10 protein-coding genes are annotated in these 13,170 nt (G+C 59.0%); 5 read left to right on the forward strand and 5 right to left on the reverse strand.

Annotated features, from left to right (window positions below):
- The first annotated feature begins 26 nt into the window (after positions 1 to 26).
- Positions 27 to 1,658, forward strand: a complete 1,632-nt coding sequence (pckA, locus tag NA78x_RS04410) for a phosphoenolpyruvate carboxykinase (ATP) (protein ID WP_425617210.1) — start codon at positions 27 to 29, stop codon at positions 1,656 to 1,658.
- A 27-nt stretch (positions 1,659 to 1,685) separates the two neighbouring features.
- On the opposite strand, the gene hemP is transcribed toward pckA, so the two are convergent.
- Positions 1,686 to 1,883, reverse strand: coding sequence for a hemin uptake protein HemP (hemP, locus tag NA78x_RS04415; RefSeq protein WP_425617211.1), 198 nt, complete (start codon positions 1,881 to 1,883; stop codon positions 1,686 to 1,688).
- 294 nt (positions 1,884 to 2,177) lie between these two features.
- Here hemP and NA78x_RS04420 point away from each other — a divergent pair, with 294 nt between their 5' ends.
- Positions 2,178 to 4,469, forward strand: a complete 2,292-nt coding sequence (locus tag NA78x_RS04420; protein WP_425617212.1) for a TonB-dependent receptor — start codon at positions 2,178 to 2,180, stop codon at positions 4,467 to 4,469.
- Positions 4,470 to 4,495: 26 nt separating this feature from the next.
- Here NA78x_RS04420 and NA78x_RS04425 read toward each other — a convergent pair whose 3' ends face one another.
- The 3 genes from NA78x_RS04425 to NA78x_RS04435 all read right to left on the reverse strand — a co-directional run bounded on the left by NA78x_RS04425 (position 4,496) and on the right by NA78x_RS04435 (position 6,963).
- Positions 4,496 to 4,813, reverse strand: coding sequence for an FmdB family zinc ribbon protein (locus NA78x_RS04425; RefSeq protein WP_425617213.1), 318 nt, complete (start codon positions 4,811 to 4,813; stop codon positions 4,496 to 4,498).
- 128 nt (positions 4,814 to 4,941) lie between these two features.
- Positions 4,942 to 5,379 carry a VOC family protein gene (locus tag NA78x_RS04430; RefSeq protein ID WP_425617214.1) on the reverse strand — a complete coding sequence of 146 codons (438 nt, stop codon included), beginning with the start codon at positions 5,377 to 5,379 and terminating at the stop codon, positions 4,942 to 4,944.
- 18 nt (positions 5,380 to 5,397) lie between these two features.
- Positions 5,398 to 6,963, reverse strand: coding sequence for an MFS transporter (locus NA78x_RS04435; RefSeq protein ID WP_425617215.1), 1,566 nt, complete (start codon positions 6,961 to 6,963; stop codon positions 5,398 to 5,400).
- A 326-nt stretch (positions 6,964 to 7,289) separates the two neighbouring features.
- On the opposite strand from NA78x_RS04435, the gene NA78x_RS04440 reads away from it, so the two are divergent.
- The 3 genes from NA78x_RS04440 to NA78x_RS04450 are packed head-to-tail and all read left to right on the forward strand — an operon-like array spanning position 7,290 to position 11,388.
- Positions 7,290 to 8,738, forward strand: coding sequence for a hypothetical protein (locus tag NA78x_RS04440; protein WP_425617216.1), 1,449 nt, complete (start codon positions 7,290 to 7,292; stop codon positions 8,736 to 8,738).
- The gene (locus NA78x_RS04445; protein ID WP_425617217.1) at positions 8,710 to 10,542 is read left to right on the forward strand and encodes a P-loop NTPase; all 1,833 of its coding nucleotides are present in this window, start codon (positions 8,710 to 8,712) and stop codon (positions 10,540 to 10,542) included. Before NA78x_RS04440 ends, NA78x_RS04445 begins: the two co-directional genes overlap by 29 nt.
- A 27-nt stretch (positions 10,543 to 10,569) precedes the next feature.
- Positions 10,570 to 11,388 (forward strand): ExeA family protein, encoded by an 819-nt coding sequence (locus NA78x_RS04450; protein WP_425617218.1) that lies wholly within the window; start codon positions 10,570 to 10,572, stop codon positions 11,386 to 11,388.
- A gap of 38 nt (positions 11,389 to 11,426) precedes the next feature.
- Here the strand turns inward: NA78x_RS04450 and NA78x_RS04455 are convergent, their stop codons facing one another.
- Positions 11,427 to 13,052, reverse strand: coding sequence for a response regulator (locus NA78x_RS04455; protein WP_425617219.1), 1,626 nt, complete (start codon positions 13,050 to 13,052; stop codon positions 11,427 to 11,429).
- Between the last annotated feature and the right edge of the window lie 118 nt (positions 13,053 to 13,170).

Below are 13,170 nucleotides of genomic sequence, written 5' to 3' on the forward strand. Positions count from 1 at the left end.
TGTTGCGCGAGCAGGATTTCGCCCACATGCCTCACGTCCCTGATAGTTCGTTTGCCGATCCACACCCCGGAACCACTCCGGCCTTCGATCTTAAGAGCATCGGCATCACCGTCGCGGACATTCGCCGCAATCTAGCCCCAGCCGAACTCTACGCGCTGGGCATTCGCGAAGATCCCCAGTGCAACATTGCCGATACCGGCGCGCTGATTGCCTACTCAGGTGCCAAGACCGGTCGCTCGCCCAAAGACAAACGAATCGTCAAGGAACCGATTACCGAAAACGATGTCTGGTGGGGCAACGTCAACATCGGCATCAAGGACGAGATCTTTCAGATCAACCTGGAGCGGGCCAAAGACTATCTCAACACCCGCAAGAAGCTGTACATCGTCGATGCCTTTGCCGGTTGGGATCCGGCGACCAGGCTGAAGATTCGGGTCGTTTGTTCGCGGCCCTATCATGCCCTGTTCATGCACATCATGCTGATTCGCCCCACAGCCGAAGAACTGGCTAACTTCGGCGAACCCGATGCGATCATCTACAACGCCGGGCAATTTCCCGCGAACCGTCACACCCCGGGCATGACCTCGAAGACGAGTATCGATGTTAACCTGGCCACGCGCGAGATGGTGATCCTCGGCACCGAGTATGCCGGCGAGATGAAAAAGGGCGTCTTCACGCTCATGAATCACTACATGCCCAAACAGGGCATTCTATCGATGCACTGCTCGGCGACCGCGGACAAAGAGACGGGGCGCTCGTCGCTATTGTTCGGCCTGTCGGGTACCGGCAAGACGACGCTCTCAGCCGATCCGAATCGCCTGCTGATTGGTGACGATGAGCATTGCTGGTCGAACGATGGCATCTTCAATATCGAAGGTGGCTGCTACGCCAAGGCGATCAACCTGAGTTCTGAAGCCGAGCCCGAGATCTTTCAGGCGCTACGCTTCGGCGCGTTACTCGAAAATGTGGTCTACGATGCCGCGACACATCACGTCGATTTCACCGATGTCAGTGTCACCGAGAACACGCGCGGGGCATACCCGATTGAGTTCATTCGCAACGCCAAGATTCCCTGCGTTGCCGGTCATCCGACCGATGTGATCTTCCTCACCTGCGATGCGTACGGAGTGTTGCCCCCCGTGAGCAAGCTGACGGCCGAGCAGGCCATGTATCACTACATCAGCGGTTACACGGCGAAGGTCGCGGGCACCGAGATGGGAATCACCGAACCTCAAGTGACGTTCTCGCCTTGCTTCGGCGGACCGTTCTTGGTGTGGCATCCCTCAAAGTACGCCGAGCTGCTTGCTGAGAAAATGAAGCAGCATCAAGCAAATGTCTGGCTAGTGAATACTGGCTGGACGGGCGGCGCATTCGGAACTGGCTCGCGCATCAAGCTGCGACTGACGCGGTCAATCATCGATGCCATACACAGCGGCACTCTGGCGAAGATCGAGACGACGCCAGATCCCGTATTCGGCATTGCGGTTCCCAAGACTTGCCCGGGTGTACCGACCGAACTGCTGCAACCGCGCAGCACGTGGGCCGATAAAGCGGCGTACGACGCTACCGCCAAAAAGCTGAGCGGTCAGTTCAAAGAGAACTTCGAGAAGTACGCCGAGAATGTCTCCCCAGCAGTTAGAGCCGCTGGTCCCACGTAGGTTTGTCCACGACACCGCACCGGAATTTCACTTGTTCAGCACCAGCTTGCCCGCGCTGGTGATGCGCAGGCGATATTGCAGGTCGCCATGTTCAATCCAGATCTCGCGGTCGCCGCCAAAGAGTTCGTCCGAGCGATAGACGCGCGGCTTTTGACTGGCCCCCGCAGAGTTCTGCGTCGGCGTTGATTCAGACTTCTTGTCCGGCGGCAGATTTGATTCATTCATGGCCGCTAGCTGCTGGCAAGTCGCGCGCCGCGGACCGCACTTTGCTTTAGCCTGTAAATCTCTGGGCAAATTACATTTCGCTAGCAGTAGCTTGAAGCAGCCATGTCGATGCTGACGACAATCGAGGCGATTAAATCGCCATAGAGTTTGCTTGATCGTGTTAAGCGGTACCGGTTGCAAGAACATCTGTAATCGTCAAACTCTGCCGCTGCCGAACATTACGAAGCATCCAGGCTCCTGACCGCGCGCGACCAGCTTCGGGCCAACTCGTGCGTAGCAGGACGGAGTTTCGCCATGTTCTACTTTCCGAGATGGTTGGCCGCCGCAGTCGCGCTCGCGGCCGTTCCCGCGTTGCTCGGCGCGCAAGAGACGACCAGCAACACGCAGCCGACGACGGCCCAACCGCAGACGTTGCCCGATACCGATGTCGTGGGGCAGCCCACGCCCGTGCAGCCATTCAGCGAACCCAGCGAAGCGGAGCCCACTTTTGGCAATCCGGCTTTTCCCTCGTTGGCCGATCAGTTCTTCGGGGGCGATTCTCCGCTGGATATCGGCGGCCTGAACAATGTGATCCGAGGTGAGAAGTCGCTCTTTGAGCAGTCGAATTTTGGCACCATCATCGACCGCGAGACGATTCGCGAGAAGCAAGCGGGCGATATGTTCCGGGCGTTGCAGTTCGAGCCAGGTGTGCTCATGCAACAAACGGGACGCGGTCAGGCATCGCCGTTCATTCGCGGCGTCACTGGCCAGCAACTGCTGATTCTGGTCGACGGCATTCGCGTGAACAACAGCGTGCTCCGTTCGGGGCCCAATCAATACTTCAACACCTTCGATCCCGGGCAAGTGGAACGGATTGAGATTCTGCGCGGCAGTGGCTCGGTGTTGTACGGCAGCGATGCCATCGGTGGCACCGTCAACATTGTGACGCGCTCGGCCGACCCCTATCGTGCTGACTACACGGCCGGTTCGTTTCGGCAATTCTTTAGCACGGCCGACGGCGCGCCTTACAGCCGCGCAAACATCGAGGGCTGGGTCGGTGGCGGGGGGCTGTTTGCCGGTGCCAGCTACATGGACGTACACGACGTTGATATCGGAGGCGGTCGAGGCCACCAGCCCTTCACCAATTACGATCAGTATGCGGGCGATATCAAATATAACCTGATGGTCAACGACGATCAGGTGCTGACGTTTGCCCTCTCGCACTTCGAGCAGCAGAACCTGCCGCGCAGCGATCGCTTTGCTCCGTTCGTGTACAACCGTCCCGGCAACACGCCGCGGCCGACCTTCTTCGACCCGCAGCAGCGCGATCTGGCCTACATTCGTTGGCAGGGTCTGGCCTACAACATCAACCCGCTCTTTGATACGTTCTCGACGACCTTTTCTTATCAACGAACGAAAGAAGGTTCGCGGGAGTTCACGAATTTTAGTGTGCCGCTCGACGATTATACGCGCCGCCAAGAAGGCGAGTTCGACAACGACATGGTGGGCTTTCAGGTCGCCCTGTCGAAAGACCTGAGCAACGAAGGGCTCGGCATCTTCACCTACGGTGCCGACTATTACTACGAAGACATCGATGCCACGCGGCAGCGTTTCAGCGTGCAAACAGGCCTGCCGTTGCCCCCCGCTCAACAAGCGGCCGGTCCGCAATATCCGGACGACTCCATCGCCGATCGCGTGGGCTGCTACCTGAATTGGGACGTCTTCCTCACCGAGCGATTGAACGCGGTCGCCGGCGTACGCTACGAAAACTCCGATCAGCAAGGGACGCCTCGATTCACGTTTCCCATGAATGTGCAGCAAGACGTCTTTTATTCACGCACCTATCAAGATTGGGTTGGCAGCCTGGGGTTGACCTACAAGCTGACCGAAGAAGTCAACCTCGTGGGCGGTGTGTACGAAGGTTACCGTGCGCCAACCATCGACGATCTGACGGCGAACAACACTTTTCAACAAAATGCCAATCAACAGCCGCAACTGTTGGCGCTCAATCTACAGCCCGAGCACAGCTATACCTACGAAATTGGTGCTAAGTACAACGGCGACAAACTGCGGCTGCAGATCTATGAATGGTGGATGCAGATCGACGACTACATCACGCGCGATGTCGTGATGGGCAACGTCATCCTCGGCAATCACCAGGCTTACCTGAACGGCACCGAACTCTCGGGCGAGTATTTGCTCGACCCCAACTGGTCGACCTTCGGCAACTTCGCCTATACGTTCGGCCGCGACGATACGACCTCGCAGCCTTACACCCGCATTCCGCCGACCCAGGGTGTGCTCGGGTTGCGCTGGCGCGACGATCTTCGCCTGAGCTATTTCGAGGTCTTCACTTGGATGGTGAATCGCCAGGATCGTAACAATCCGGCCAGCAACTCCGACAGCCGCTTCTACGTGAATGGCGAATTCGCCACGCCGGGCTTTGCCACGCTCAACATGCGAACGGGCACGACATTTGGTGCTACCAATCAGCACCGCATCAGCTTGTCGCTGGAGAACATCACCGACAAGTATTACCGCGTGCTCGGCAGCGGCGTCGACGGTACCGGCTTCAACGCGATTTTTGGCTACGAGTTTCAGCAGTAGACAGCTGTGCTGACCCGGCGGCCAACTTACAGGTCGCCGGGTTGAACGGGGGCATCACGCGAGATCGTATCAGGGCCTTTGCCGACGGTTTTCTCGTAGGTGCCATCGCCGGATTTCACGTACTTGGTGAACCCCAGCCGGCCGAGCTTCTTGTCATCAGCTGCACTCTTGCCCATCGCCGAATCGGACCATTTGCCGCCAATATTTGGAGCCTGAAAGACACGCCGAATCGGCAGGCCCGACTCGGGATGCTTCTTCAACGGTTCCTCGGCCATGCTTTGGAAGATTTCGAACTGCTCGCCCGAATCGTCGTCGGTGATCACTTCGTAAACGTAGAGAGGCATGGTGGCGCGCGGGCTGAAAGAGGCGTGGGCTATGACAACCTCTATTATAGCAACGAGCGGCGGGAAGACAGGAGTCTGAACCGTTCTTCTTCACGCAATCGCTTCCGCAGCCAGTAGCTACCGGCGAGTTACTTCTGCGGAGGCGCCGACCACGGATCATAGGTGCCGAAGGTCCACAGGTTGCCTTCGATGTCGAGGCAAGAGTAGCCACGACCGCCATAGTCTTCGGTCTTCAGCGGAATGACAACCTTCGCGCCGTGAGCCACTGCCTGGGCATGATGAGCGTCGGCATCGGAAACGATGATATACGGACTCTGTGTGCCGCGACCGCCGACTTCGGCGGTGAGAGCGGTCAGCTTGCCGAATTCGCTCTCGACGTTTGACCCGAGCATAATCATGCCGTTGCCGAAGGTCAGTTCGGCATGATGCACAGTCTTCTCGTCGCCGTAGACTGCCCGCTTCTCAAACCCGAATGCCGTACAAAGCCATTCGATGGCTGCGCGTGCATTGGCATAGCGCAGACAGGGAATGATGGTTGCGGTAGTCTTCGCCGGTTCAGCGGGCATTTGCCGTCTCCTTCGAGCTTATTCGTGCAAGGCCTCGGGCTTTGGTTCCGGCAGCCAGAAGCTGGCGATGAAGTTGACTACGTACAACGTGAACGCCACGCCGGCCGCCGTGTACGCAACCTTCGTCGGATAGGGCTCATCGATCGGCAGGTATACGGCGATCCATTGCGTCACACCGGCGAAGCACGTCCCGATGAGACGCCCACCGATGTTCGCGGCAAAGCTCTCGCCAGTCCCACGCAAGTGAACCGGGTAGACCAGTGGCAAGTAGTTGCCCCAGAAGCTGAACTGAGCCACGGTAAGCAGACCTGCAGCGAAGATGCCGTACTCCAGATAATGCAGGCTCGTGGTACCGGCATAGCCGAAGATAATGGGCATCAAAATCATGCCGGGGATCAAGAACATCCGCAGCAGTGCGCGACGGCTGGCAACAAACAAAATCAAAATCGCCAGCAAGAAGCGGCCGACCAGACCGCCCACTTCTTGTCGTTCGGTGGCGTGACTGGCCAGCGATTGTTCGATCGGACCAGCGACCTTGCGAATCTCCAAACCGACGGCTCTCCCAATCTCCTCCTTACTTTTGCCTTCCGCAGCCAACTTCGTCTTGAGAGCTTCTTGCTTCTCTGCCGGAAACCGTTCTTCCAAAGCCTTGGCGATCGCCTCTTTGGTCTCGGGCAGGCCCGGAACAATTTGCGGCATCTGCTGAATGGCACCGAATGCCACACCAAAGCTGCAGGTGAACATCAAAGTGGTGACGATCGTGGTTCGCTTCAATTCGGGCGAGAACAGCTCAGCGATCGAAGGCCGACGGAGCTTACCACTTTCACGTTTGGCGGCCCACGCGGGCGACTCCGGCAGGAACGGACGAATCAAGATCAGCGGAATGGCCGGAATCAAACCCGACATCAACAAGTAGCGCCAACCAGCATGGGGATTCGGAATCGTGCCGAGAAAGCTCAGGAAGTCTGGCAAAGCGATCGCTGGAAGCTGCATCGCAGGCAGCGTGATCGATTTGAAGAGAATGCTCGGAGCCTCGTTCTTGGCCCACGCGGCGACGATGATCGAAACCATCGCGACCGACAAGCCGCCGAGCGAAGAGAAAGCCTGCGTAAAGCCCAGCACACCTTCGCGCTGCTTCGGGTTATCAAAAAGTTCTGCTAGCCAGGCCACCGCTGCGACAAACTCGACGCAGACGCCAATGAATACCAAGCAGCGGAAGAAGAGGAGCATCGGCAAGCTCGTCGAGAAGCCTGCTGCAAACGCCGCAAAGGCGTACAGCAGAATGCTCCATGTCAGCACGCGACGGCGGCCAAGCCGATCCGTCAGATAACCGCCCAGCAACCCAAAAATGCCACCGGCCACGGCAGGCACATAAAACAGCAAGCTGAACCACGTCGTGAATTCTTTGGTGCCGGGGCGAATTCCGCCCAGTTCCAGCAAGGCGTCACGCACAATCAGCGGCAGCATCAACAGTTCGTAAATGTCAAATGCAAAACCGATCGCTGCGATAAAGCAAATCAGCCATTGGACAGTGGTCAATCGAAAACCGCTGGAAGCATTCAACGGCTGGCCAGGCTGAGACATCTCGCACTCCAAAAACACGGGGAGGAACTAGGCGGGAAGGCCAGAATGATAACATGCCGAGCCGGGCGGCGGAATGCGCGCACTGCTATCGCAGGACTCGCAATCACCACCAAGTTTGGTCCCGCCACGCCCTGCGAAAGACGTAGACAACGCCACCCACTGCTAGCCTAGCAGCGATGTTTGTCCGCAAAGTTTCACCAAAGCTCAAGACCGTTAAGACCGATACCGATAATTGGAAGGCGACAACATCCCTTCGCGCGCCGCCAGGATGGCACTGCGCGAGCATGACTGCTCTCGGGCAGATCGGGGAAAGGACTCCCCCACTCATGAAGAATACAACCGACCAATCGACGGGTAATACTCTCTGGTCTGCTCGCCCCGAGCCAGCGACCGAGCCTCATCGTGCCCGCGAGATGCCGCTGCTGTTTCAGCTAGCCGACATCAATCGCGTGCCACCTGCTCCGCCCATGCCGGCAGCGCCTGTGGCAGCCGCTGCGGCACCCATCGCGATGGCACCGATCAGCATGTCGCCTTTGCCAAGTGGGTTTCCCACTTCGGCACCGTTTGCGGCCTTTCCACCGACCACTTTCAGCGATCCCTGGCCGAAGACACCCAGCAGCTTGTACGAAATGGCCGCTGGCCTCTCGACCACGGCCCTCACGATGGGACTGACAACTTCGCCCGTCGAAGATCGCCCGCAATTGAAGAGCTCGGAACTGAAAGCCAAGCCCGCAGCAATCGATAAGCCGGTTATTGAAAAACCGGTGATCGAAAATCCAGTCGCTGAAAAGCCCGTGGTCGAAAAGAAGGCGGAAGTCGTCGCTTCACCGGCGGCGAAAAGCACACTCCCCACTGTCATCGACACGGCAGTCAAAGCCGCTGCAATCTCGCCGGAAGTCAGCGAGAGCAAGGTCGAGCCCAAGGCTGAGGTCAAGGTCGAAGCCAAAGCGGTTGTTAAGAGCGAAATCAAAACCGAAGTCAAAGCTGACGCCAAAACTCCTTCGACCGTTGCTGCGGCTACCGATGCTAAAGCAACGAGCACTGCCACGACTGCAGCAGCTGTTGAGGCTGCCAAGCCTTCGCCGGGCTCGCTCCGCCGCCAACGAGCTGAAGCTCGTCAGCAAAAGGTCGAAGGGAAGAGCAGCGACTGGTTCGGTTCGCATGGCAAGATCATTGCCATTGGGTTTGTGATTGCCTTGGTTGGCACGATCTATCTGGCTCGTCGCAATCAGCCGGTGAAGGAAGTTGCCGAGCCACAGACTGCCGCGCCAGTAGGTCTCGCCATCGAAGTTCCCGGCGAACACAACCACGATCATTCGCCTACCGAAGCCGCCAACACGGCTCCGCGGCTTGTCGAGTCTCCCAGCCATCCGATGGATACCACTCCTTCGCCAGCTGCGGCCGACCAACATTCGCCGGCGAACTCCACGGCTGACCTTCATCCGCCGGTAGTTCCCAGCGGCGAAGCAGCCCCAGCCAGCAACAACACGCCGCTCTTCCCTTGGCAACAGCCGGGCGAAGCTCGCGTGGCGACTCGTCCCGAGGCACCAACCACTCCCGCTCCGGCCGCAGGAACAGCTCCCGCACCGAGCACTGGCCCGACTTTGAATGGGCCGCAGTATCCCGAAACCAACTTGCGAGATGCACCACTGTTGCCCCCTGCTCCTCCTGCCGAGCAAGGCCGCACCCGCGTACCATCACGCACGTCCCCCGCTTCGTTCACCTCCACCCCCGGCGGTAATCGTTATGAGCGTACTGGATCAGGCCTTTATTAAAGCCTTCGCAAAAGAACCATCGGCTGCTCCGCGCTCGACACCGCGCGGCGACTACGCTCCCGCTTTGCCCTCGCTATACGCGGGCGAACCGGAAGGTGAGTCGGCTGCATTCGATGCCATGTACGACGCAGGCACTTTCTACCGCGTCGATAACGCCGCCGGTACCAAAGCCGTTCCTGCTTCGCACTTGCAGCCTGAGCGGAAAGTTCCGCGCCGCCTGCAACGTCGTGCTGCGAGCCGGCCGGAAGTTGCCTTGCCGGAACCAACCCCGGTAGAACCGGTAGTCGATTCGCATCCGCTCCCCTTGCCGCCGCGCCGTAACTGGTCGCGCAGCATGCTGGAGATTGCGCGCCAACTGGCGCGGCTCGATTTGCTGCAACGCGGTGCTGATGGCGAACTGCCGCCAGAAATTGTCTTCATCGAACCACCAATGCCGGAACCACCGCCAGTGGTTCCGCAAGAGCACAACATTGCAGTCGTTGAAGCTGCGACAGTGCCGGCGGCGATTGCCGAACCAACGATCGAGCCAACGCTCGAGTTGCCACCATCCGCTCCACAAGCGTTTGCGAATCTGTGGGCTGTCGATGCTCCTATCGTCGCTCACTCGACTCTCTCGCTGGCTGATGCCGAAACCTGGTTCGCACTGCCGATGGCTCCGGCTGTCACCTGCACCGAGAGTGTTGCCGATGGCTGGCACACGGCACCGGCGACCGAAGAACTGTCTCTGGTAGAAGAGCCGATCGAAGAAGCCTACGAAGAGCCGGTTGTCATCGCTCCGCCGGTCATCGAAAAGAAGACCAAACGCAAACTGCGGATCGACAACAGCCACTCGCGCATGCCGGCTCCGCATATCGAGCCTGCTGTTGAACCGGTTGTCGAATTGCCGGCTGAAGTCACCGCCGAAACAACCTCCGAGATCGAGGCGATTGCCTTTGGTCCCGTGGCCGCACCCGAAGAGAATCCGGCCGAGAAGACGTCGCAGCCTGCACCAGCACCGGCCGAGAGTAAGCCAGCCGAACAGCAGGCTGTCGAGCCCGTTATCGTTGCAAAAGCCGTTGAAGAGAAGAAGATCGATAATACTGCTGTTGAAAGCACTGCCGCTGAACACACAGTCCCCAAGCGGCCCTACGTTCCGCTCTGGGAAGTCGATCGCTTCACCTGGCCCGCCTTGTGCGACAAACTGATGCACGATCCGAGCGGCTACTTCGCCAGCGCCAGCAACAAACTGCTGAGCGTCGTGCGAGGTGGTTTGAAGGTGCTCGGCGTGACCGGTAGCCGCCGTGGCGAAGGGCGCACCACACTCGCGCTGTGCCTCGCTCGCGCTGCCGCACAAGCGGGTATTCATGTGGCGCTCGTTGATGCCGACTTCAGCCGACCGCAATTGGCCTCGATGCTCGGCCTCGAAACGGCTTATGGCTGGCAAGATGCCGCGACCGGCAAGATTCCACTCAGCGAAGCTGCGGTGAAATCGCTGGCCGATCGCTTGACGGTCTTGCCACTCGAAGTCACTTCGTCGTCGGCACCGCTGTCACTCGCCGATCCTCGCGTGACCGCCACCTTGCGAGCAACGGCGGCCACTTTCGATCTGGTCATTGTCGACCTTGGCCCGTTAAACACGGGCAGTGAATCACTCTTCCCCAAGGGTGAGAACTGTCCGCTCGATGCGGCGGTAGTCGTGCGAGATACACGATTCGCTTCGATCGGCGAGAGCCGCGCGGTAGGCGATCGCTTGTACGATTCGGGCATCGAAGCCGTGGGCATTGCCGAAAACTTTGTCACGCAACCTGAGTTGTCGTTTCTGTAATCGCAGCGGTGGGACGGATTTTTGACCATGTACGAAGCGCATTGGCAACTCAACGCTCGGCCGTTTGATCACACGGCCGACGCGCGCTTCTATTACCCTGGCGAAAGTCAGCAGGGCGCTTTACTAAAGCTGCGTTACGCTGTCGAAATGCGCCAGCCTGCTGCGTTGCTGGCTGGCCCTGCAGGCGTCGGCAAGACCACGCTGATCCAAACCTTGCTGCGGCAATGTGGCGATGCGCTCTCGCCGCGTCTGAACATCGTCTTTCCGCAGTTGCCCAGCGATCAACTTCTCATCTACCTTGCCGGGCAACTCAGCGAAGCACGCTCGCAGGCACCAGAGACGCTCGAACAAAGCTTGCGACGCCTGGAAACCGTACTCGGCGACAATGCTCGCGCCGGCAAGCACGCGCTGGTGATCATCGACGAAGCACATTTGCTCGCAGCCAACGGCGGTCTGGAAACCGTGCGCCTGTTGCTCAACTTGCAATATGCGGGGCGACCGCTGGCCACGCTCTTGCTGATCGGTCAGACGGGTTTGCTCGTATCGATTGAGCGCACACCAAATCTGGAAGAGCGGTTTGCGGTGAAGTGCCTGCTACGGCGACTCACGCTCACCGAAACGATGGCCTACGTGCAACATCGTCTGCAGGCCGCGGGCGTCGAACGTCAGATATTCAGCGATGCGGCCCTCGAAGCCGTGCATCAGCACTCGCTCGGTGTGCCACGCCGCGTCAATCGCCTCTGCGATCTAGCTCTGCTCGTCGGCTTTGCCGAAGAGGCCACCAGCATCGACGCTGCCCAGATTGAAGCGATCTCGGAAGAGTTGCTGACGTCATCAGCAGAGTGAGCCGGCGTTCTTCACGCTTCCGGCTCAGGAATTCATCCCTATTCTACGGGCACTTTGAGTGCTTCGAGATTCGTCGAGGCTGGCTTCAGCCACTTGCGAATGACGGTCAGCAGGGTGCTGCGGTCGATGGGCTTGGTGGCAAAGTCGTCGCAACCGGCGGCCAGGCATTGATTGCGCACGCCGCTCATGGCGTTAGCGGTGAGGGCGATGATTGGCAATCGAAGGCCTTCCTCGCGTAAGCGGCGAGTCGCTTCGACGCCATCCATGCCCGGCATGATCATATCCATCAGCACCAGATCGAACGGTTCACCATTTGCCTCGGCTGCCAAGACCTGATCGACAGCCTGCTGGCCATCTTCGGCCAGCGTGACTTGTGCGCCGGCCTTGCACAGCAAGTATGAGATCAGCCGGCGATTATCGGGGCCATCTTCCGCCAGCAGCACGCGACAATGAAGCCGAATGTTCGTCATCCGCATCGTCGTACGCGTGTTCTCCGCTTCGCTCTCTTCGGCGGAGTTTAAGCGGGGAACACCATGCAGTGAGCCAGTGGTGACGACGACGGTAAAGCGACTGCCTTGGCCCGGCAGACTCTCGAGCGAGATGTCGCCACCCAGTTTACGAGCCAGCTCGCGACTGATGGCCAGGCCGAGGCCAGTGCCACCATACGTGCGACTGACCCACGAGCCACCCTGTTGGTACGCCTTGAAGAGCCCCTGCTGCTGTTCGTACGACATGCCGATGCCGGTATCGCTGACAGTGAACTGCAGCATCGGTTCGAGGCCGGATCGTTCCAGCAGTCTCACGCCGATTTTCACATCACCGGCTTTGGTGAACTTCACGGCGTTGCTGACCAGGTTGAGCAGAATCTGTTTCAGACGCACCGGGTCGGTAGTGATGGTGGCGGGCACGCCCGGAGTCCAGTCGAGTGTGAGCTTGAGTCCTTTGCCGCGAGCGCGAGGCTCAAGGACTTCCAGCACATCGAGCAGAATCTGCGCGGGGCTGCAACTCAAACTATCGACTTCAAACCGGCAGGATTCAATTTTCGAGATGTCGAGAATGTCGTTCACGATCTCGAGCAGGTGCTGGCCATTCCGCTTGATTGTTTCTGCCGCGGCTACCACTTCATCCGGCGCGAGCTTGGGTTCGAGCAGGTTATCGGCAAAGCCGAGGATCGCGGTCAGCGGGCTGCGAATTTCGTGGCTCATGTGGGCGAGGAATTCGCTCTTGGCTCGATTGGCCGCGAGTGCTTCTTCTTTAGCTCGCTCGAGTTCCAGTTCGATCTGCTTCCGCTCGTAGGCATACCGCACGCTACGCGAAACGAGGCCGTAGCTGACAGCCTCTTTAACCAGGTAGTCTTGCGCGCCCGATTGAATGGCGGTGATCGCCATGTCTTCGTCGGCGATTCTCGTGAGCACGACGACGGGGAGCTTAGGAAACTCATTGTGCAGGCGGTCGAGAGTTCGCAGGCCTTGCTCGTCTGGCAAGTTCAACTCAATCAGCACGACATCGACGGGCTGCGAGCGGAGAAACTCGAGCGCCAATTCAAACGTGTCGACGTGCCGCATGATCAATCCGCTGGCGCGCAGGCTGGCTGCTTCGCACAGCAGACTGGCAATCCAGGGATCATTCTCAACGAGCAGCAGTTGCATATCGGTAACGGTCACGAGGACAAACTTTGCGCAAGGTCCGCCGCCTGACGAACCAATCTCGGCAAATCTAGGTTAAGAAAGTTGGCGCAGAGTCGCCGCTGGTCGCAGGCCTTGGCCAAATCCCCTTTGCCGA

Source organism: Anatilimnocola aquadivae (assembly GCF_049819085.1).
Classification (GTDB): Bacteria; Planctomycetota; Planctomycetia; order Pirellulales; family Pirellulaceae; genus Anatilimnocola.